Annotated in this window: 31 protein-coding genes and 1 pseudogene; 7 read left to right on the forward strand and 25 right to left on the reverse strand. The window is 57.9% G+C overall.

Going from position 1 to position 19,628, the window contains the following annotated elements:
- Positions 1-46: 46 nt before the first annotated feature.
- The 14 genes from BLV47_RS33910 to BLV47_RS33975 form a co-directional block, all read right to left on the reverse strand.
- Positions 47-1,072, reverse strand: coding sequence for a COG3904 family protein (locus BLV47_RS33910; protein ID WP_143038371.1), 1,026 nt, complete (start codon positions 1,070-1,072; stop codon positions 47-49).
- A gap of 66 nt (positions 1,073-1,138) precedes the next feature.
- Entirely contained in the window at positions 1,139-1,483 is a 345-nt protein-coding gene (locus BLV47_RS33915; RefSeq protein ID WP_092320830.1) for a hypothetical protein, read from the reverse strand.
- 69 nt (positions 1,484-1,552) lie between these two features.
- The gene (locus BLV47_RS33920; protein WP_092320831.1) at positions 1,553-2,071 is read right to left on the reverse strand and encodes a single-stranded DNA-binding protein; all 519 of its coding nucleotides are present in this window, start codon (positions 2,069-2,071) and stop codon (positions 1,553-1,555) included.
- 530 nt (positions 2,072-2,601) lie between these two features.
- Positions 2,602-3,039 carry a hypothetical protein gene (locus BLV47_RS33930; protein ID WP_167365749.1) on the reverse strand — a complete coding sequence of 146 codons (438 nt, stop codon included), beginning with the start codon at positions 3,037-3,039 and terminating at the stop codon, positions 2,602-2,604.
- Positions 3,040-3,143: 104 nt separating this feature from the next.
- Positions 3,144-3,566 carry a hypothetical protein gene (locus BLV47_RS33935; protein ID WP_143038372.1) on the reverse strand — a complete coding sequence of 141 codons (423 nt, stop codon included), beginning with the start codon at positions 3,564-3,566 and terminating at the stop codon, positions 3,144-3,146.
- Between the two features lie 142 nt (positions 3,567-3,708).
- The gene (locus BLV47_RS33940) at positions 3,709-4,506 is read right to left on the reverse strand and encodes a class I SAM-dependent methyltransferase (RefSeq protein ID WP_092320835.1); all 798 of its coding nucleotides are present in this window, start codon (positions 4,504-4,506) and stop codon (positions 3,709-3,711) included.
- Between the two features lie 68 nt (positions 4,507-4,574).
- Positions 4,575-6,005, reverse strand: coding sequence for a class I SAM-dependent methyltransferase (locus BLV47_RS33945; protein WP_092320836.1), 1,431 nt, complete (start codon positions 6,003-6,005; stop codon positions 4,575-4,577).
- 205 nt (positions 6,006-6,210) lie between these two features.
- Positions 6,211-7,047, reverse strand: a complete 837-nt coding sequence (locus BLV47_RS33950) for a hypothetical protein (RefSeq protein ID WP_092320837.1) — start codon at positions 7,045-7,047, stop codon at positions 6,211-6,213.
- A 92-nt stretch (positions 7,048-7,139) separates the two neighbouring features.
- Positions 7,140-7,346, reverse strand: a complete 207-nt coding sequence (locus BLV47_RS33955; protein ID WP_092320838.1) for a hypothetical protein — start codon at positions 7,344-7,346, stop codon at positions 7,140-7,142.
- On the reverse strand, positions 7,346-7,672 hold the full coding sequence (locus BLV47_RS33960) for a hypothetical protein (protein ID WP_092320839.1): 327 nt from the start codon (positions 7,670-7,672) through the stop codon (positions 7,346-7,348). The genes BLV47_RS33955 and BLV47_RS33960 overlap by 1 nt, the downstream gene beginning before the upstream one ends.
- 158 nt (positions 7,673-7,830) lie before the next feature.
- Complete coding sequence (locus BLV47_RS33965; RefSeq protein WP_092320840.1) at positions 7,831-8,340, reverse strand: hypothetical protein; 510 nt, start codon at positions 8,338-8,340, stop codon at positions 7,831-7,833.
- Positions 8,341-8,408: 68 nt separating this feature from the next.
- Complete coding sequence (locus BLV47_RS33970; protein ID WP_092320841.1) at positions 8,409-8,609, reverse strand: hypothetical protein; 201 nt, start codon at positions 8,607-8,609, stop codon at positions 8,409-8,411.
- A 308-nt stretch (positions 8,610-8,917) separates the two neighbouring features.
- The gene (locus tag BLV47_RS36345) at positions 8,918-9,091 is read right to left on the reverse strand and encodes a hypothetical protein (RefSeq protein ID WP_167365750.1); all 174 of its coding nucleotides are present in this window, start codon (positions 9,089-9,091) and stop codon (positions 8,918-8,920) included.
- 15 nt (positions 9,092-9,106) lie between these two features.
- Positions 9,107-9,490, reverse strand: a complete 384-nt coding sequence (locus BLV47_RS33975; RefSeq protein WP_092320842.1) for a hypothetical protein — start codon at positions 9,488-9,490, stop codon at positions 9,107-9,109.
- A gap of 145 nt (positions 9,491-9,635) precedes the next feature.
- On the opposite strand from BLV47_RS33975, the gene BLV47_RS33980 reads away from it, so the two are divergent.
- Both BLV47_RS33980 and BLV47_RS33985 read left to right on the forward strand, forming a co-directional pair.
- The gene (locus tag BLV47_RS33980) at positions 9,636-10,007 is read left to right on the forward strand and encodes a hypothetical protein (RefSeq protein WP_092320843.1); all 372 of its coding nucleotides are present in this window, start codon (positions 9,636-9,638) and stop codon (positions 10,005-10,007) included.
- Between the two features lie 88 nt (positions 10,008-10,095).
- Positions 10,096-10,767: a YcbK family protein gene (locus BLV47_RS33985; RefSeq protein ID WP_092320844.1), complete on the forward strand. Its 672-nt coding sequence runs from the start codon at positions 10,096-10,098 to the stop codon at positions 10,765-10,767.
- Here BLV47_RS33985 and BLV47_RS33990 read toward each other — a convergent pair whose 3' ends face one another.
- The 7 genes from BLV47_RS33990 to BLV47_RS34025 form a co-directional block, all read right to left on the reverse strand.
- Positions 10,768-11,118, reverse strand: a complete 351-nt coding sequence (locus tag BLV47_RS33990; RefSeq protein ID WP_092320845.1) for a hypothetical protein — start codon at positions 11,116-11,118, stop codon at positions 10,768-10,770.
- A 1-nt stretch (position 11,119) separates the two neighbouring features.
- On the reverse strand, positions 11,120-11,452 hold the full coding sequence (locus tag BLV47_RS33995; protein ID WP_092320846.1) for an OmpA family protein: 333 nt from the start codon (positions 11,450-11,452) through the stop codon (positions 11,120-11,122).
- A gap of 24 nt (positions 11,453-11,476) precedes the next feature.
- A complete protein-coding gene (locus tag BLV47_RS34000; protein WP_092320847.1) occupies positions 11,477-12,037 on the reverse strand; it encodes a hypothetical protein in 561 nt (186 codons plus the stop codon).
- 55 nt (positions 12,038-12,092) lie between these two features.
- Entirely contained in the window at positions 12,093-12,683 is a 591-nt protein-coding gene (locus BLV47_RS34005) for a glutathione binding-like protein (RefSeq protein WP_092320848.1), read from the reverse strand.
- 798 nt (positions 12,684-13,481) lie between these two features.
- Positions 13,482-14,213 (reverse strand): HD domain-containing protein, encoded by a 732-nt coding sequence (locus BLV47_RS34015; RefSeq protein ID WP_092320850.1) that lies wholly within the window; start codon positions 14,211-14,213, stop codon positions 13,482-13,484.
- Positions 14,210-14,746 (reverse strand): hypothetical protein, encoded by a 537-nt coding sequence (locus tag BLV47_RS34020; RefSeq protein WP_143038373.1) that lies wholly within the window; start codon positions 14,744-14,746, stop codon positions 14,210-14,212. The genes BLV47_RS34015 and BLV47_RS34020 overlap by 4 nt, the downstream gene beginning before the upstream one ends.
- Positions 14,747-14,776: 30 nt before the next feature.
- Positions 14,777-15,478: a hypothetical protein gene (locus BLV47_RS34025; RefSeq protein WP_092320852.1), complete on the reverse strand. Its 702-nt coding sequence runs from the start codon at positions 15,476-15,478 to the stop codon at positions 14,777-14,779.
- A 154-nt stretch (positions 15,479-15,632) separates the two neighbouring features.
- On the opposite strand from BLV47_RS34025, the gene BLV47_RS34030 reads away from it, so the two are divergent.
- Positions 15,633-15,872 (forward strand): hypothetical protein, encoded by a 240-nt coding sequence (locus BLV47_RS34030; RefSeq protein WP_092320853.1) that lies wholly within the window; start codon positions 15,633-15,635, stop codon positions 15,870-15,872.
- A gap of 54 nt (positions 15,873-15,926) precedes the next feature.
- On the opposite strand, the gene BLV47_RS34035 is transcribed toward BLV47_RS34030, so the two are convergent.
- The 4 genes and pseudogenes from BLV47_RS34035 to BLV47_RS36440 all read right to left on the reverse strand — a co-directional run.
- A complete protein-coding gene (locus tag BLV47_RS34035) occupies positions 15,927-16,151 on the reverse strand; it encodes a hypothetical protein (RefSeq protein WP_092320854.1) in 225 nt (74 codons plus the stop codon).
- A 35-nt stretch (positions 16,152-16,186) separates the two neighbouring features.
- Complete coding sequence (locus tag BLV47_RS34040) at positions 16,187-16,588, reverse strand: hypothetical protein (RefSeq protein ID WP_092320855.1); 402 nt, start codon at positions 16,586-16,588, stop codon at positions 16,187-16,189.
- A 3-nt stretch (positions 16,589-16,591) separates the two neighbouring features.
- Complete coding sequence (locus BLV47_RS34045) at positions 16,592-16,804, reverse strand: hypothetical protein (RefSeq protein WP_092320856.1); 213 nt, start codon at positions 16,802-16,804, stop codon at positions 16,592-16,594.
- Between the two features lie 100 nt (positions 16,805-16,904).
- A pseudogene (locus tag BLV47_RS36440) lies at positions 16,905-17,171 on the reverse strand (spermidine/putrescine ABC transporter substrate-binding protein PotF); the annotation flags it as partial.
- 429 nt (positions 17,172-17,600) lie between these two features.
- Between BLV47_RS36440 and BLV47_RS34055 the strand changes: the two are divergent.
- The 4 genes from BLV47_RS34055 (at position 17,601) to BLV47_RS34070 (ending at position 19,609) form a co-directional block, all read left to right on the forward strand.
- On the forward strand, positions 17,601-18,707 hold the full coding sequence (locus BLV47_RS34055; RefSeq protein WP_143038374.1) for a methyltransferase domain-containing protein: 1,107 nt from the start codon (positions 17,601-17,603) through the stop codon (positions 18,705-18,707).
- 29 nt (positions 18,708-18,736) lie between these two features.
- Positions 18,737-18,955: a hypothetical protein gene (locus BLV47_RS34060; RefSeq protein WP_092320999.1), complete on the forward strand. Its 219-nt coding sequence runs from the start codon at positions 18,737-18,739 to the stop codon at positions 18,953-18,955.
- Positions 18,956-19,152: 197 nt separating this feature from the next.
- Positions 19,153-19,389 carry a hypothetical protein gene (locus BLV47_RS34065; RefSeq protein ID WP_143038375.1) on the forward strand — a complete coding sequence of 79 codons (237 nt, stop codon included), beginning with the start codon at positions 19,153-19,155 and terminating at the stop codon, positions 19,387-19,389.
- A 4-nt stretch (positions 19,390-19,393) separates the two neighbouring features.
- Positions 19,394-19,609 (forward strand): hypothetical protein, encoded by a 216-nt coding sequence (locus tag BLV47_RS34070; protein WP_092320859.1) that lies wholly within the window; start codon positions 19,394-19,396, stop codon positions 19,607-19,609.
- Positions 19,610-19,628 lie beyond the last annotated feature (19 nt).

The following is a 19,628-nucleotide window of genomic DNA, read 5'->3' on the forward strand; positions in this document are numbered from 1 at the left end:
TCCACCCGCCAAGTTGGGACGCCAATACCAAGATTCCGACAGCCTGCTATCGCCCGACCCCTTGGCAATGCTGAATGAAGCTACTCACCATATCCTCGTTACCCCGCTTGTCGACCAGGAACCCGTGGAAGGTGCTTGATTGATCACCGTGGAAGGCAAAACCGACATGCGTTGCTGAGCGGATTTCGAAGATTAGATTCTGATCAGGGATGAAACTCGCCAAAATAAAGTCACCACTGATTACGGGGGCCTGGCTGAGCTGGTTGACCGGAAGAAAACGGTCATTGGTCCGAAGTGAGTTGCCCTTGTTGCTGGCGATGATTGCTGAATTGCGAGCGCCGGCATTGAAGAGCGCTGAGAACTTCACTTGGCCGCCCTTCGCGCACGTCATCAGCACCTTGCCGAGCCCATTGAAGCTTTCTTGCTCACCCTTCAGGTAGACGATGCCTTTGGCTCCCTCAATGCCCCAAGACGGCGGTTGAAACCCAAAGTTTGCCATCCGAAATCGGGCAATCTGGTCTGATGAGAGCATGATCATCTGGCCGCGGCCGGCTTTGACCATGACCTCGAACAGGCCGAGATCAATGCCCATCTCCGTCAGGTAGCCAGTAATTGCCGCCGACATCACTTGACCGACATCGAGGTCGCTCGCGCCTGTTCTGCCATTCCGGTAAAAACGGTGAACTCCCAGCTGGGAGCCGGGTTGCAAGTAGCGGAAGTAGCCGCCGGCATAACTCATCGTGCAGACGCTATGGCATTTGCCCGGAGCAACCCCGCTGGAGCCTGTTGCCCTGCCTACATCAGTTGCGAATCCACTTCGGCGAATGATCCGGCCTAGCTCTAGCCCCGAGAGCAGGTCACCGCCGATGGTGTCGAAATAGACTACCGCAGGGCCTCTGACCGATCGCGTTATCTGCGCGATTTCGTCCCTGGTATCCGACGTGATCTCGCCGGTGACAAAAATCTCGGTACGGCTATTGGCCTCGCGAACAGATACATCACCAAACGCCGGCAGACAGGCGAGGTTGGCGATGATCGCAAGGGCAAGTCGAGAACACAGTTTGGGCATCAATGGGACTACTCTTTACCGGCGCAAGAGGCGGATTTCATGGAAGGAAAAGGCCGCAGTTCTGTTGCGCTACCAGGTGGTAGGGGACGTTGACAGCTCGTACTTCTTGAACACGAGGGTCCCCGTTGGGATTGCCTGCTTGAACTCACCCTCAGCCGTCCGCTCTATCTGGAAAATCTGCGAATCGTCGGCAGCGAAAGCGGTCAAAACCTCGCCTTCCTCGACCCAGCGATCAACCTTCACCGACTGTCCATCAGCGACGATCTGATCCTCTTTGAAGATCGCGATCCCCATCAGGCGGGCCTGGCCGTTCGGCGAAACCATCGTCGCCTCGTAGGCACCGGTAGTTGGCTCAGAGCAGCCCGACACGAGCGCAGCCATGAGGATCAGCGCAGAAATTTTACTTTTGAACATGATGAGTCCCTGCTGAATTGGCCGGCGGCCCCTTGAACAGTAGAGGCCGCCAGGCAGAAGTGATGGTGCTTACTGGATCAGGCAGCGTGCGCCGCGGTAGGGGTCCGCAAACGGGATGTCGTCATCGAAGCTGTCGTAATCCGGTGCCGGTTGCGCTGATGCAGGGGCTGGCTGTCGTGGAGCTGCTTGCTGCGGTTCGCGCTGCGGGCGCTGGGCACGGGGTGCGTCATCGCCGGAGTTGCCACCACGACCACCGAGCAGTTGCAGGGTGCCATTCATGTCCACCACGATTTCGGTGGTGTAGCGCTTGACGCCATCCTTCTCCCACTCACGGGTTTGCAGGCGACCTTCGATGTAGCACTGGCCGCCTTTCTTCAGGTACTCGCCAGCGATTTCGGCCAGCTTCCCGAAGAACACCACGCGGTGCCACTCGGTACGGTCCTGCTGTTGACCAGTCTGTTTGTCCTTCCAGCTGTCGGTGGTGGCCAGCGTGATGTTGGTCACCGCATTGCCATTGGGCAGATAGCGGGTTTCCGGATCGCCGCCGACGTTGCCGATAAGAATGACCTTGTTTACTCCCCGAGCCATGAACCCTTCCTCTATTTCCGTGATGCACGAACTGTGCGTGGGTGATGTTTCCTATGCTGCGCGGGGGCGGTGCGTGCCACCATACTCAGCCTCGTGTTTTTGCTTTCGATGAACGACCAGGCGGTTGATCCCCACACTAGCTTCACAAGCTCTTCGCAACTGCCCGCGAGCAAGATGAACTCGGCCGGGAGTTCGCGATGGCTGTCCAAAGCCTCGAACTCTTCCGACTGCATCTGAACAGCCATGACGCCCTTGCTGCTCACTGAAACGCCGAAGCCGCATGGGATATCGAGGGGTGTAATCGGGGCCAGCCTGGGCCGGCCTTTGTAATATCCGCAGCCAAGGCGATACAGGGCTCGGTGCACTCGTTGATGATCATCAACGGACGCAATCCGAATCCGGATATTGCTGGGAAACAGAAGTTTGAGTTCCTGGGCAGGCATTACATACGTTCACAAAAGCGCGTAAGTCGTGCCTGTCATTGTCACAGCGACAGGCATATTCACGAAGCCAAAGTGGGGCCGTGAAGTTCAACTCGCCGCCCTGACCAGTACCTGGGCGAGCCGTGAGAGGGCACCATGCAGTCCGGCGCGTGGTTCCCCAGCATCCTGCTTGCCAATGCTGGGTATCCCGAGGGTTGCCAGCTCTTCACCCAGCAGGATTGATGCTGCGCCTTGCCCGCCTGAAGGTGCCCGGCCTGTGCGCTGCGCTCGCTTCTTGAGGGACATAACGATTCCAGCCTGCAAGGTCGCGAGCGCCGATAGCCCGGTCAGGTCGCTGTCCTCGATGGCCTGGTAAGCCATCGAAACTGAAACCCGACCTTCGGCAACGAGATTACGGATACCTTCCTGCCGGTACACAGCAGAAAGGGTCCGCACATTGCGCAGCGTCCTGCCGCAGATTCTGGCGATCTCCAAGTCCATGCACCCAGCCTTCGAAAGCGCTTCGTAAATCTCGGCGATCGACATAGGTTTAGATGCCGCGATCTGCTCCCGAACAGCTAAACAGTCAGTTTCCGCTGGCTGAAGGCCGGCCGCGATATCTGCTCCCAGCCGCTGAATGACCTCCTGGATCACGATCCACCTCTCAGGTTCACGCCATCGAACACACCGATTGCATTAGGAGCCAGTTTGACGATGAAGCCATTTTCTTCCGCATCGGCCTCCTGATCCTCGCCAAAGTCCGGGTCACCGAGAGTGTTCAGATGCTCCCGTGCCACGGGATATTCGAGCGCAGAATCTTTGGGGCCAACGAAGGCAAAGATTCTTGATCCCCCAAGGGTGTCGACATGCACGACATTCAGGGCCGCTTCGCGCGTAATGACGGACTCAACCTTCTCAATGAGGCCGAGGAACTGCTCTGCGAATTCCGGGGGGAAGCTGGTTGCGTCGTACTGGCGCAGACACGCTATGTGGCCTGCAAGCTCATGGTGGTCATTGGTTGTGAGCCAGCCGTGGATGGCCGGGCCTGGGGCTTGATCGTGGTTATTGGTCACTGTTTTTCTCCTGCGCTGGGCGCTGGTCTGTAAGTCGTCTGGCAGAACCATTCTGCGCAGTCGGATTCATGCGAGGAAAAGCCCGCAATTGCTGTGCTGTTGATCCGAGCCCAGCTACCAGCAGGCTTACCCTTTGAGCCGATTAGGCCGCGAAGTCGAAGCTGTACTGGCCTCGATCCACACGCTTAGCGTTGAGCTGGCAGACTTTGCGAATCTGCTCTTTCCAGTTCGGGTTCTGAGTGGGGCGTCGATCGGCAACGTAGTCGTAGATTTCAGACAAATGAGCCACACCGCCGAGCTGCTCTACGGCCTCGCGCACCAGAGTCGCCCAAGAGGCCCGGCCCGCAATCAAGGCCTCCTGAGCTTCAGCAGGGAGCTGACTGACGAATTCCTGCTCGTGGTAGAGGCTAAAGCCGACCATCAGGCGCTGCTCGTCCTTGCGGAAGAGGCAGAAGCAGAGGGGTTTCTCCAGGCCTTGGTAAATGTTCCGGGGGATCATTTCCTGCTGGAGAGCCCAAGTCTGGTTGTAGCGGGCGACTCGGCTTGCGGTTTGAAGGAAATAGGTGGGCAAGATCATGCCAATCCGTCCCCCCATCTCCATCGCCTTTGCTGCCCGGTCCAGGAACGCATCGAAGAGCGAGGTTTTGAACGGCGGATTGCCAATGAAAACCGTGGGGCGCTCTGGAAACGACACATCACGAATATCGCCGGTGATGATGGTCCGGCCGGTGCGCTGACGCGCCATCTCGGCGAGCTCCGGATCGATCTCGATCCCAACTGCCGGCACATGCTGCGGAATGGCCTCAAGGAAACGGCCAGGCCCACAGGTGGGCTCAATCACGAAGTCATTCGACCCAAGGTCTGCAAAGTGCTTGCGCACCAGCGCCTCTGCAACCCATGCAGGGGTGAAATACTGTGAGAGTGCGACGACGTTGCTCATGTGCAGTGCTCCGTTCTGAAGATGGGCAAATTCTCAGCGCATGCTTCGCGTGCCAGAAGGCTTCGTGATCACCGAGTTACTTTGAGGATCACGATCGAGACACTGGTGCCTGCAAACTCATTGCATATGATCGGCCCCCACTCCAGTTGCATGCCCGGAAGGACATCTCGGGTCTTGAACGAAGCCGGCAGGATGGCCACCAACACACCGCCCGGCTTCAGCAGTGAAGCCGCGACAGCCAGGTGGTGCTCCGCGCGCCCATCGGAGAAAGGCGGGTTCATCACTACGCGATCAAACTTCGGAGCCGAAACAGCCCACTCGATGAAGTCCGCATTGATGACGTTGGCAAAACCCTTCGCCTGGAGGACTTTGGCGTGCAGCTCGCTGATCTCGACGCAGGTGGTCATCTCAGCAGGAATGTGATCGGCGAGGCCGCCTTGCCCAGCGCTGGGCTCCAGTACCGAGTGCCAAGGTTCGATCTCTGCGAACTCAACCGCCTGAACGGCAATCGAGGGCGGGGTTGGGTAATACTGGTGCGACCGGTGCTCAGGGATGCAGCCGGTGAGCATGATGTGATCGAGCGCGCTGCTGGGGTCGTAACCGAACTGGTAGAAGCCGCCTTTCTGGAAGACGCCACCGATGGCTGCCAGTACCCGGCCTGCTTCTTGCGCGGTGAATTTGTCTACCGCGCTTGGCAGCCAGTATAGATTTTCACCACCTTTTCTCGACGGTCTTGCTTCGCTCAGGGCATTCAGTACCTCGAAGGGCAGCGGCCGTTGAAGCATCTGGATGGGCTTCGAACCAACCTTGCGGACACTTGGCTTCCTAATCTCGGACGGGATGTGCTGCGGATACTTCGTGCTCAGCAGTTCGTTCAGCCGCCAGGCGATATCAGGATGAACTTCCAGGTGCGCAGTGCCCGCGTGCTTGTACAGCTTGACCCGCAGGGCCCAGCCATCAATGTCCACCCACCGGCCAGGGTAGCGAGCAGCAATGATGCTAAGCACGCCGTTGGTGCGCGAGTGAGGTTTGACTTCGCGCTTGGTCAGCTTGGCAATGATCTGCCGCAGGTCCGAGATGTAGTCAGCCTTACGGTTATCAACATAGCCATAGGAGTCCAGCATGCCGGCGATGATAAAACGCTTGGAAAATCCGAAGGGCAGGTTCGTTTTGTGGTCAGGGCTCAGCGCCCGGAATATGGCATCAACACGATCCGCCACGAACTGAGTTCGCTGGGCCGCAAGAGTTGCCAGGGTGCTGCGGACGGTTCCTTCTTCAAAGTCAGGGCATGAATTGCCCTTTATCTGGTCATACCAGGCGTGCCGCTGCTCGGCAGGCATGGACTCCAGAATATCGGTCAGGGCCAGGGCTCGCCCCCAGAAGTCACTGTTCAGGGAGTTGATCGCGCCACTCAGTGAGAACGTGCTGCCCAAGCTGCCGGTAACTTCATTCCCATCAAGGAAGTACCGGAGGGTGCCGGCATTTTTTGGCGCAGCCATGAACTCGCAACCGTCTCAATCTCCTTCTTCTGGTGCTGGTATTGACCAACCAGAGACGAAATCAAATCGAAGGAAACGGGCGCAGATATCTCAGCCAGGAAATCATCAGACTCGGGGATTAGCTCTACGGCACTCATACAAACCTCTACCAGTGAATGCACGTAGATTCAGCCTGGTAGAGGCGTGCCGGTAGATGGGGAAGCTGTCAGATATCGAGGTAGTGCTCAGCGGTGAGCTTGGCCGGGGTGATGCGCTGAATCCACCAAGAATCGGCCACCAGCAGGCCTTCCGAAAGCTCCCATGTGTCGCCCAGGAGAAGGGTCATCTCGCGCTCAATCTCAAGCTGCCGTTCTTCTGCCGTGGGCAAGTCAGGTAGGTGTGACTCGCGACGCTTCTTGAGCCTGGTCTCAGCGCGCTCCTGCTGATTCTTTGCCATGAACTGGATGATCCGATCATCCTTGCGCTCCCCGCCAACAGCGCGACAGAAAAACTCGTGTCGCTCGTCCTCGGAACTGATCGTGCAGATCGCGCGAATCTCATCAATGTCGCGGTCAACTCGCCAAGCAGCCTCATTTCGAAGCTGAAGTTCTGTCTCGATTTTCTTTATTTGGGGATCATGCCGGCAGCACAGCGCGGCCCCTGATTGCTTTGCCGGTACTCGCTCACGCCATACCTTCCACGCAAAACCGAGTTTGTCCCACCCGCCGCTGGTCACCCGGAGAGAGCCATCGCCGGCAGGGGGAAGCTGAACCCACAAGGTTTGGTTTATGAGCATCGGTGGCAGGCCATCGCCCTTAGCTTCCGGCCAAGCGCTAGGCTCGTCAGTAAGCTCGATCCGAGTATCACTCTCCACCACTTCGTACCACGGGTAACTGAAAGAGCAGGGTGGGGGGATAACAAGAGCCTTCAAACCGGCCTTCAACCGGCGAAACAGGGCAGATTTGTCCTGAAGGTGATTCGGCAAGCCACCGCTCGACGCTACGATTGCCTGGTAGCGCTTCGCGAGCAGATCGTCGGCAGGAGCACACTCTAATTCGGTCATGGGGGACTCCGGGTAGTTCAGGTCAGAATAACGGGGGTGACTGCAAAGCACGCTTGAAGTGACCCCCGTGAACCATCGAATGCCGATGGCGCTCAGGTTTCCGTTTCAGCCGGCCTGAATGGCACCACATTACCCGTCTCGGTGTTCTTTACCGCGGCATGAATACCTGCCTTAGCCAGATCAGCAGCAGTATCACTGGCCACCTTCCAGCTGCCTGTACGGCCATGAATTTCGGGCTGCTTATCCGGGCCGCGCTCGTAGCTGAAGATTTGGTAGAGAGATGGATTGGGGATGCTCATCACGCCGCAATCCTTACCGGCGCTGGCGGGGCCACAGGAATATCCAATTTCGGCGGAAGCCAGGCCAGTGCGTATCGGAAGCAGTTGTACATGATGGTCTTGCTTCTGCGAGTCGGGCGGGAACTGCTGAAGCAGTTGTGGCGGAACAACTGCTCAGTACACTCGGCATCTCGGTAGATCACCGTGTCGAGCTTGCCGAAAAACCCCTTCTTGATCAGCGACTCGATCGAAGCCCCTGCCGGTATTGGCCGATATACCGGGCCTTCCCCTGCTGCGATGATGAACGAGTCCGTAGTCGGCTCTAGGCGTGCGTAAAGCGTGATCATGCTGGCTGCTCCGAAGTGAGATGGCCTCATCATCAGCGCCAGACCCGCGTGCCAGTAGTTTGGGGGGCTGAAAAAGCAAAACCCCACGCCATAAGGCAGTGGGGTTCTGTGTAGTGCACCACTGGTCGACGGATACCGTCGAACAGTCAATGACCAGATCAAGCAGCTTCAGCGTACTTAACCGCAACCTGGTTCATTGCCTCATGGAACTGCTGCCAACTGATAAGCCCGTTGTTGTGACGGGTGATCAGATCCAGCTGCTCGATACCCTTCGCCCACTCTTGCGTTGCCGCAAGCCGGTCTAGGGTATTTCTATCAGCCAATAGGCGGTAACCGGACTCGAACGCATCGAGTACAGCGGCCTCAGCGGTCAATGTCGTCATGTGTCCTGTCCAGCCACTCTTAGAGAAAGACTGGTGCCTGAAGCATCCTTGATTGGAAGCATCCGGCAGGATAATGACCCACGAATCGCCATGTATGCTCTTGAGCGTAAGCCCAAGCCCCTGAGAATCGAACTCCGCAAAAACGGTCTGGAGCTGTTCGTGCAAAGCCTGAGCTTCGGCAGCGAACTCTTGACCGTCAGCAGTTGTCAGGCCGGTTTCAGGATCAACGAAGAACTCATTGATCACCGATACCTGTTCAGCATAGAAGTCACGGGAAATTGACATCGGAATATCCTCGGGAAAGGGTATTCCTGCCCGTTGGGTGGAATACCCAACGGGTTGATTTCAAACGACTAACCGCGCGGTGGCATCGGTTTGGCGTCCGTGGCTCCATACGAGATGCAAGCTAATTTCAACTTGCCGTCTGAAGACGGTTCGGCGCAAAAGTTTGCAATGCTCGCTTGCTTGTTTGCCACTTCACGCTGCTCGGCCATCAGGAGAAGACCAATGGCTGTTGCGATCATGAATTTGGCGATGAAGCTGACCTTTTTCATCTGAAACTCCTTAGTGACTGACAGGATACCTGGCAGGACTGACTGTGAAATGGGGACCAAACACAGCCACAGGCCGTAGTTTGGCCTGAAGGGCTTAAGTTGAAGGTCATCTCAGGGATGAGAGACATGAAGGGGGATTTGTCGACCACTAACAGCATGAGTTCATGCTGAAGGTGGTCCGGCGGTACACCTAAGAAGACCTTAGACGTAAAGCCGGTGCTAATCATCGGGGATGATTTGCAGGGAACAACCAAAAACTAGCAGTTGCTCCCCGCTGCGGCAAGGCAAGAAGCCAGAATGAATTCTGGTTATGCCGCCAGCCCGGAACTGACCACCTCGCAGCCGGGATAGGCGTCTTCTGCCTGCTCAACCGCGTGCTCTCGATCTTCCGCCCAAGCCTCGAAAAGGATGGGGTCGTCAGCACCTTCTTCAATCAGCTGGACGACATACAGAACAAGCTCTGGGGCAACAGGGCAGCGCATACCGTTCTACCTCGCTCAGGCCGGATTTGGGGTTTTCATCGAGGACAGCAGCGCTGTGCTGCGCACTTGGTGATGTGCGTCAGCGAGCAACGCTCCCTGCGCAACCTCGTCACACAGTTCCCAGTGATAGGCGCTGACCGTGAACCGGCCAAGCCGATCCAGCTGCTGAATGTCCTGGACAGTGATGACGCCGCGAGCCACAAGCGCAGAAACATCAGCCTGACGCTTGCTGTAGCACGCCTCAACGCGCACCTGGGAATTTTCATCGCTCAGCAGCTGAGCTTGCGACTCCGGCGTGCAATGCGACCACCACTCGCGCGCCACCTCGGCACGGGTTTTGGGGTCGGCGAGTTGGATGTTTTGCGGGGTAATTGGTCTTGCTGGGGATGGTGAGAACATTGGCTTCTCCTTGATCGGGTAACCCATGCTCAAGGCAGTTGATGCGTGCCAGTAGACAATGAGTGGCGCGAAAGCCGCGCATCTACCGGCATGCAGGATGCGGCCACACAATTGCCCTATCTACTGCGAACCATCAGGAACAGGCATGCAGCCGAAAACAGGGCTTCACGTAACCAGTGCTGAAAACCTCAATTCCATTCTGTCCTGCGGGATCAAACCCGAGATTGGGGAGAGATCGAGGGCAACAGGTGAATCCCGCCCGCGGGTCTACTTCTTTCCGTCTCGTGAGGCCTGCGACACAGCATTGAGTACCTGGCTTGGCGATGCCTTCGAGGATGTCGTTGAAGAAGATGGCCTTGTCATCCTGGAAGTAGACCTAGCCGGGCTTCGGATTGAGAGCGACGCGCCCTTTGAGCTGGCGGTAGCGGAAGTCATCGAGCCGACCCGGATTATCTCGGTGATGGATGAGAGCTGGGCGGAATTTGCCGGCGAGTTCCCGCTCATCGAGCTGGCGTGAAAACTCGGTTTTCAGATGGCCGACTTGGCTTGCACGGAAAAATGCCATCCCTAGAGTACGGCTATCTCAAGCCGGGGGCCGGCGGCCCATGGCCAATCTTCAGCGTCGAAACTTCATCAAAAGCGCGATCAGCACAGCCGGAGCCCTGGCGCTCCCGCTGAATGCCTCTGCTGCCCCGCAAAAAACGCAGCGCCGTCGTGACTGGAGAGCCGTTGTCCTGGATCGGGACCGGTGGCTTCACTTGTATCGCCCAGCCACCAAAGAGACGGTGAAGGTTTGCTATTACCGCAAGGGGAAAGGGTGGCAGAAGCGGCAGTACCTCGCGCTGTGCCACATCCTTCGCGATGTTGAGTACAAGAAGGCCAAGCGGATTGATCCGAAGCTGCTGGATTTGCTATACATAATTCAGAGCTACCTCATAGCCAAGAAAAAGCCCTACGTGATCCACATCACTTCTGGGTACCGAACACCGGAGCACAACGCAGCACTGAAAGGCGCGGCTTCAAACTCACTCCACATGCAGGGCAAGGCCGCGGACATCTTTGTCCCTGGCATCGAAGTGTCTGCACTCTCGCGCTTGGTCAAAGCCATTGGAGTCGGCGGGGTAGGCATCTACCCGAGGCGGAAGTTTGTCCATGTGGACGTGGGCAACTTCAGGTCTTGGGTTGGGGATCTGTTTTCGCCCGAGCCGAAGTTCTATCTGGAGGGGTACGGGGAGCTATTCGCTGGAGAATCGCTCCCCTGGGATGTTGCGGCCTGATCAGTTCAGCGGAATTGGCTGGCCGGTTGCGGCGTGAAGCAGCACCTTGTCAGATACAGGGTAGGGTGGCAGGCCGGCTGTAGGGCGGCGCAGGTAAAGCTCTACGGCACCCATCGAGACGTTTTCAACCAACTCCTTTTCCTCTGAACCCGTAAGCGGAATCATCACGCCAGGCTCCTTCTTGTATAGCTTGCCGTCGTGGTGCAAAAAAAACTCGAACCCCTGATGCACATCTCTGCCAAAGGGCTTCAATCCACCACTGCCGATCTGGCTGTAGAAGGCTTTCAGAACCGCCTCAGCGGTATTGCCGAGTGTGTGATCACGGTATGCCTTGGTCGCAGTAGCCGCCATGTCAGAAGCCTCCATTGGCCGAAGCCATCGGGTAAGTGTTTGCAGAGTGCTGGGTCAGCGCCGAGGTTGCGATGCGAATTTCGACCCGGCGATTCATTGCCCGGCCTTCGGGCGTGTCATTTCCAGCCACCGGTGAGAAGTAGCTGCGCCCAGTCGCAGTGATTGCATTCGCAGGAACGCCCGAGGCTCTCAAAAAGGCCGCAACGCTTTCCGCACGGGCTTGCGAGAGCAGCTGATTGAGGGTTTCGGAGCCGCTATTGTCGGTGTGGCCAACCACTTCAACGGACTGCCCTGGAGCGTTGCGAAGCGCCTCGGACATCCGGCTGAGGCCCATAGGCACGCTTTCAGGAGAGTCCGATCACAGGCGATAGAAGCGGCCTGAGCGCGTGTAGAGGGTGTCCGGGCTGTATGTGACGATGCAGCTGGCGGGCAGCCCAGTGATCAGCGCAAAGCAAGCATGCACCGTATCTACGCCTTCAGACGCGGGCAGGGCGTCAAGCAACTTGGTTGGCAGGAATACCACGTCGCCGGCCCCTGCGTAGTCGCCACCCGAATACTGCTGGTCGTACTCAACGGCAATATGCGGCTCAAGCTCGGCGCTCACTTGCTGCAATGCGGCAATTCGGGCCGCAAGCTCGGTCTTGAAGTCGTCGCTCTCACACCCAACGAAGCCCCACCCATAAGTGCCCTGGTAGACATCGGGGATGCCAAGATCAATGCGGCCATCGTTCTTCTCGACAACTTCAATTGAGTGGGTCAAGGCGGCAAGCTCTGCCTCGGTATCACCCGTGAACAGCCCCTCTTGCTTGGCAAGCTCAAGTATCGCCTGAAGATTTGCCGTCAGAGCTTCGGGGCTCAAGCCAGCCGAACTGGCTGCACCCATAGAAATCTCACCACGAATCACCATCTGGAACTGCATAGATCACTCCTAGCGTGGCCGCCCCGTCTGGAGCGGCGGTTGCTGACTTGGGTTGTTAGGCTGCCTTTGCAGTGCCGCGCAGCTCGGCAAACATGGGCTGCTGGTACATGGCGTTGAAATACTTGGTGAGAAGCGGATTGCGCTGAGTGTTGACGCTCTGCTCGGCGCAGCGCTTGAGAAATACCGTGAACGCTACATCAGCAATGGACATGGACTCAGAGCACAGGAAGCTGGCCTTGAAGAACAGATTGCCCAGCGCCTCAAGGGTGTCCTCAAGGTCGCGCTTGGCCGCTTGATCGCCATCAGTGGCACGAGCCAGCGACACGAACATTTCGGTTTCGATGCGGCGCAGAGTCATCCGCGCATTGGCGCGGCTGACCGGGGTATGCGGCAGGAGGCTCGGGGCCGGGTAACGGTCGTCCAGAAACTCCAGAATCATGTCCAGACCGTTCAGAGTGACCTCACGATCCACCAGCAGAGGAAGCTCCGAGTAGTGGGTGAGGCTCGCAATCTGAGCCTGTACGGACGGGGTGCTCACCTCAACGACGCGGCACTCTGCGCCTTTCAGTGCAACAACGGCGCGGATGATTTCGGACTGGTAGCTTCCCGGCTCAACGAAGATCGACATCTGGTTGACGATAGACATGCTGGCTCTCCAAGTGGTGCGTTGTGATGGGTGTATTTCAACCTGAGCCCTTGCGTGCCAGCAGACCCAACAGAAGAAAAACCAAAAAACTTCGCCGCCAGAGTTAGGAGGTGAGCAGCCCTACAGGAAATGCCAGTCTCCAGGCTCGGCCCGGACGCCTGGCGTTGGCTGCCGGGAGCTTGGGAAGTAGCCCCGCTTATCCTGAACGGCCAGCATTGCGTCTGCGAGCTGCACGGCCGGAGACCACCCGTACGAAACCCGCAGAGAGCACTCGGGGCTTCCATGCCGATGTAGCTCCCATCGTCCACCCGTCCGCTTCAGGCTCGCCGGGCCTTCCAGGAGGAACGCCGCTATTGAGCCACACAGCGCATTGCCGTTGTCGTTGAAGACATCTTGGGCATCTGCAAATTGAGTGATGGCCCGAGCAAATCCCGCCTGAATCTCGGCCTCCGACTCGATCCCTGCCCAGCGCAGAAGTGCCGTCCAGGATGCCCAATCGCCAGAGCCCTCAGGACGGTCAAGGCGCAGGGTGCCCCATAGAACAGATCGGACCCCAAGTTCGGGAGCGAGAGCGCACAACCTCAGGGAGAAGACATCGCGCCGCGAGACAGCACCGGCGAAGGCCTCAAGCCAGTCATCGCCAGGGAACACATCAGCTGGGGCCGGAGCCAGTTCTCTGCGCAGCATTGCTGCGACCATCCCTCCATCAAGCGACGGGAGCGCAGAGCTGAAGATGTTCGGCAATGACAGGCTTTTGAGCATGGTGACCTCGAATGAGTGCGCCAATGCTCGAACAGGCTATGCCGTGCCAGCAGATTGCAGTGCTTTAAGCTCGGCTAAAACCAGCTTCGCTGCTGCGTTGCGCAGGCTGCGGTTGCCCCTGCTTAGGGCGAGGACATCGCGTTGCTTCTCAAGCAGGTAGGTCTGCGCAAACTTGGGGTTATTGATCCGCACGTTTCGCGCATTGCTGATCACATCGGCAAGCTTGAGCGATTGAGCTTGAGCCGATGCGGCGGCCAGCTGCTCCCTGAACCGCGCCTTACGATCCGCCCTGGAGAGGAACCCTTGGGGCTCCGGCGCACTCACCGCCATGATGAGATTCGCAACCTGATCTCCGTGCCCAAGCGCCAGCCGCTCGCGGCTCAACCCAGTATCCTCCTTCGAGTCATGCAGCCAGGCTGCGCTCAGGGCGTCCGGATCGTCAGTAACCGTTGAGAGCACGGCGCAGACTTCTGCGCAGTGTGAGGCATAGGCCAACCAAGAGCCTGCCCGGAATTGACCAGCATCGCCATGGGCGAGGATTGACCGCTCCCTAGCCCGCAGCACAGAAGGGTCTGCATCGTCTGCGGGGGCGTTGGCAAACCCTCCCGCGATGCCATCCAGCGCGAGATTCAGGTGGGGGATGATGAGGCTGACATCCTCGACGCATTGAGCCTCTACGATTTTCCCCAGATATAGCGACAGCATGGCTGTAGCAATGGGGACGTTGACCGTCCCCAGCCCGCTGCCGTCCAGACTTCGAGTGCTCAAAGCTTTGTCACCGTAAAGTCGCTCGTGACCACAGAACCATACTTGCGAAGGATCTTCTCGATCTCATCCTTAGCGTCTGTCTTGGTGTGAAAGATGACGGCTTCATCATCGCCAGATTCCGGATGAAGCCATGCGATGACTTCGTGGGTGAAGCCGCGCGCCCGAGCATGAGCGTGCCGGCGCGAGGTAGCAACTCTCTCGCGTTCCTCGATCAGCTTCATTTCCTCTTCGAACTCGGCGGATGAAACCTTCTCCATGCAGGCAGGGCATAGGCCGCGGGCATTGGTCGAGATCGTTGCCGGGTCAAATGCCGGGCCTTTGCATTCACCGCACTCGATGAGTTTCACCGAATCGAAGAGCGCCTGTACGTCGGCACCAGTGGCAGATGTCATGGAGACCTTGCCGTGTTTGATGGCCTCGCGGCTGCCGTTGAGCGAAACGCCAATTTGAAGCCCGTAGTTCGGGTACATAAAACAACAGGGCGAAATCTCGCACGAGAGGGTGGCGGTGCCCTCGATACGGGTCAGCTTCAAGCGCCGAAGGTCAGTCATAGATGCCTCTGCTCAGTCTTGGGTAAGGCAGCGCCTGCTGCGCTGCTCGATTGCACAGATACAGGGTGCGCCGTACCGGCTGGACGGCGGCATAGCCTTCATCGAAGTGGCGCTGTGCCGTTGTTCGATCTTCAGCCTTCTCCAGCCCGCGAGCACGGCTGAACCAGTCACGATGGAAGCGGGCCCGTGCTTCGTCCTTTTGAAGGCGAGCGGTCGCCGTCTGCGAGCCCGCCTCGAAGTAGGCTTCTGGCCGTCATGCGGGGTGCTGCCCACCACCAGCGCCGTTGAGCCATGGTTACCGCCAAGCCCGAAAGTCATTACGTGGTAGAACGGTTCATCAGCTTTGATGTGCATCCGACCGTCGATGGCTATCAGATTCGAGATCAGCTCGTTCAGTTGACTGATGCATTCATTGCGACCACCACTGCGCAATTGCCGGGAGAACAGGATTTCGAGGCTTGATTTCGGGGCGCTAGTCGAAATCTCGGCCTGCGCAGTTATCGAGTCATCGGGCGTCCAAAGGCGGCCTCCAAAGTGCCGGTACTCAATGCGCTCGCCCTGCACAGTCTTGATGAGTGCCACCGGGGCTTCCTGGGACGACACTTCGGGGATCGAGCTGATGAGCAGCCCATCCGTGTAGGTTGTTACAGAGTGGCGCTTACCATTCGAAGCGGGGGTAACCTCTCTGTAGTCGAACGAAATACGGATTTCCATGACAATCTCCGGCTGAATGTTGAGCCGTCATCATCGTGTGCGTTCTCGCGTGCCAACAGGTCGCTTGAATCATTGCATGGTGGCTTTGCATGGGTCTGCTGGCACGCACAGGAGTGCGTGACCATGACGCTAAATCAACGCAAGGAGCATCACCATGAACAAGATCGTAACCGTACTGTTTTTCGCGCTGACCGGGCTCGCCGGATGCGCGGGCAAACCGGCAAAGAGCGAAGACACTCGCCCCGTTTCGCCTGAAAAGGAGGTGATCGTGGTTTTGCCTAATTGCCAGGAGTTGGCCGGGCAGGTGGTCTGTCAGTGGATCGAACCGCCGCAGCGGCTACCTATTGAGGAAGCTGCTGCACAGGAGCCCCACCCAGCACCAGCGTCGATCTGATCGATCAACAAAAAGCCCGCTTATGCGGGCTTTTTCATGGGCAGGTGTTTCGACCTAAAGCCAAGTCTCAACTATCACCGGATCATCGGCAGGCTGGCGCTCCAGTCGGACAAGCCCTGCTGGAAGCATTTCCCGTAGGGCGTTCAGGTCATCTGCCAGCAGCACATCGCCAGTCGGGGTGATTTCCGGCGTGACCTCCCAGCGGCGAGCCACGAAGTTTTCCGGGTGATCCAAGGGACGTTCATACACCGTCCAGATCGAGAGTTTATCTTTGGCCATGATTTTTCCGGGTCTGCCAGGATGAGAGGACTTAACTAGCCAATAGCGGCGGGCTGTGACGATTCAAACACACTTCGGTGGTACCAGGTGCCCGAGATGAAAAGCTGAGTTTCCGTCGCATCATCGACATGCCCGAACCCCGGAACCGTATCACCGACGATGTAGTCTCGCCGGGGGAGGGGAGCCCCAAAGACAGCATGCCCATCACCGCAGAGTGACTGAAGGTCTTGAGGGCGAGACACGCTGTACTTTTGAATCAGCTCGACAATCGCATTGCCAGCCTGAAAAGCCTGCTCTGCAACATGCCGGGCGTTATGCAACCACATCCCGTCAGACTGGCCAGAAAAGCGGGTAATACCTTTCTTGCGCAGCTGAAGCACGCGCTCAGTAGCGCGCAGCAGGCCGGCAAGGGTTTTGTAGTTGGAAGGAGTGTTCATCGATTACTCCAGCCATCCGAGGTTCAGCTGATCAACTTCATCGCGGGATAGCTCGGCGCAGATGTAGCCGGCATCGGTGTGAGAGATATGGAAGAACCGCTCGAAGTCGCCCGGATCTGTATCAATCACGAACACTTGATCACCGGCCTTGTGGTGACCATTGGCCGAGTTGGTCGGATAGCGATGGCCGCACATGGCGGCAACCAGGCGCGTCATGGTGTTGTGCTTGCCGGCCTCGTGTTTAAAGACCTTCTCCGGCTCCCATGACTCATGGGAAGAATTGCTGAAGAGGATGCAGGCTGGCCGGCGGATGTTGCCGAACCTGCTTGCCCAGGAAGTTAGCGGTCGGTACCACGATGTCGTAGCCACTGGCACCGGAGAGCAGCTTGCCTTCGAGAACTTCGTTGCTGTCGAACAGGTCGTAGGTCACCTTGACATCGAATTTCTTCTCGAAATTCGCGATGGTGTCTTCGGCGATGTAGTCGTTCCAGTTGTAGATGTGCAACTGGCCGGCAGCCTGAGTGGCTCCCGAAAAAAGCGCGCATGCAAGCGCGAGGACAGACAGCGGCTGACGGTTGATCATCGATTTCTCCTGATGGGGGCCTATATCTGGGCTGCAATGGTGCAGTGGCTCGGTGTCTACTTTAACGGCGACTGAGCCTCATCCCAAGCCAACATTTGCGCTTCAAACCTATGTCTGCTGGCACGCGCTGGCGCTGGTGAGAATGGGCCATCTCAGATATTGGATGGAAACCCTATGTCCCGCGCCCAGGCTGTTAGCCCAAACCAATTTTGCTTTGACCTCAGCCCAGCCGTGCTGGCTCCTATCGCGTTATCAGTTGCGGTTAGCTCAGTGGTCAACCTTCCCCAGAGCCCAGCACGAAGCGCTGCGACCCTGAGGAATCGCCAGAAGCTGGCAGTCAAGCTGCGCGGCATTGGAGAGGACCTGGTAGGCCGCGCAGAGGTGAGTGCTTCCCGTCCCCGCCTTGCGAATACTCGCCGGCGAGCAGCCATGGCCAGCAGCGCCGAGCAGTCTGCCCTTGAAGAGCGCGCCCTCGGCAGAACGATGATCAACATCGCCGCGGCGATTGAGGCGGGAGAAGCTAACGCCCTCATGGGCTTTTCGTCTAAGGCAGCAATCGAGTCGCTCATCAGTGAATTGCGGTGCGTTGAGACGTACGCCCGACAGGCCGGCAGAACGCTGAACTCCGAAGCGATCAATTCCTTCGCCAGAATTCACGGCCCTCGCTGGGGCTTGAGCGGCTCTTCATGGGAGCGTGCCGTCGCGGTAACCGAGGGTCTGGAGGGGGCTGAGCGGTTTCGCGCCCTAATTACGGGAGCTGAGGCTATTACCGGACAGGCTCTTGAACTGATGTTCGAGCTGCTCGGAAAGGAGAAAGCTGAGTACGAGCTGGGCTGGTATAACGTGTCTCGAATCGCTCATTTGAACCGACTCAAGCGCGCCGGCATTGAGACTGATGACCAACTTAAAGCGGCTCTCCAGGAGCTGATAATTCACCGGGAAGAGCGCCAATCTGAGTGCCCCCTGAAGGCCGCCATGCGCAAGCTGGTGGGCCGATCAGTAGGCATCGACTTCTTCCCGACTCCGGCTGCCGTGTGCGCCCGGATGGTCGAGATCGCGGCGATCCGCCAAGGCATGAAGGTGGTGGAGCCGTCTGCCGGGTGCGGAAACATCGCGGACGCGGCCCGAGATGCTGGCGCTGAGGTTGATGTCATCGAGATCAGTGGCGAGCTGCGGGATATCCTGTCCCTGAAAGGGCACTCTCTGGTCGGATTCGATTTCGATGACTTCGAGGTCTCGGCCCCTTACGCTGACGCGGTTCTGATGAATCCGCCGTTTGGAAAGCGAAGCGATGCCCGGCACATCCGGAAGGCTTATTCCCTGGTCAAACCGGGCGGCGTGCTGGTTGGCATTGCGTCTGAGGGGCTGTTCTTTGGCACTGATGCCGAAGCCACCAGCTTCCGCCACTGGCTTGATGAGGTTGGAGGCGTTTCTGAGCGACTCCCAGACGGAACCTTCATGGACCCATCCCTGCCGGTTCGAACAGGTGTCAGCGCCCGGATCGTGACGATCTTCAAGGCCGATGATGAGCAATGACAGAGACTAACGACGAGAGGTTTGCAGCAATGGACATCAAGACTTTGACGGTGGTTCGCTTCCCGGCCGGCGATTGGAGCGGCGGCGGACGCCCATCAGATCCGGACTACGCGCAGTGCGAGGTATATCTGATCCAGGCTGAGAGCTTCGAGAAAGCAAAGAAGAAGGCCCAGTCTGTCCGTGCATCACTGGTGAAGAAGGGTTTGAGCCTGCCATCTCAGACAACCCCCTATATACATCACCAGTGACGGCAGATCCTTTGGGATCGGCCCATCACTTCAACCGCTGACAGGTATTTCGCGACCTCACTTTGGATTGCAGAGAGTGATTGTTGGACTGAGTATTCGCTCCGAAATATGCACTTGGATTGACCAGTATGCGCGCAGTTGCTGACCGACCCGTCATAGAGGTTTTCCCCGTCCTCGCGAACCTTGGGTATCGCCCAATGGAGCGTGAAATCAAGAACTACTCGCTCGCAGGCATCGTCAACAGCACACCCGAGAGCTCGTACACGGTTCACACCGTGCTCATTCGAGGGGAGCGCTTTGATCTTCGCCTGACAGGGCTTGGGGATGATGCAAGGTTCTATTGGGTGTCCGGTGACGGCTCGCAAATTGGCGACAGTTTTGAGCGCTTGACTGGCGATGACATCGAGCAATTCGCCAAGAAAATTCGGGAGTGAAGCCGTGACTGACCAGCAGTTTGATTTGGACCAGATCTTTACCTCGGAAGCGCCGGCACAGGCCGCTCCCTCGGTAAAACGCCCCACCCTATCCCCGCTGTGCGACATCTGCGGCTGGGCGCGCACGAAGCGCAATCACACCAAGTGCAGTCAGCAGCGCAAAGCACTCTACGAACAGCAACGGGCTGCCGGTAAGGCCAAGCCCGCCAAGTTCAACTGAGTAGCATCCGGCAGGACCT

The sequence above is a fragment of the Pseudomonas saponiphila genome (assembly GCF_900105185.1).
Taxonomy (GTDB): domain Bacteria; phylum Pseudomonadota; class Gammaproteobacteria; order Pseudomonadales; family Pseudomonadaceae; genus Aquipseudomonas; species Aquipseudomonas saponiphila.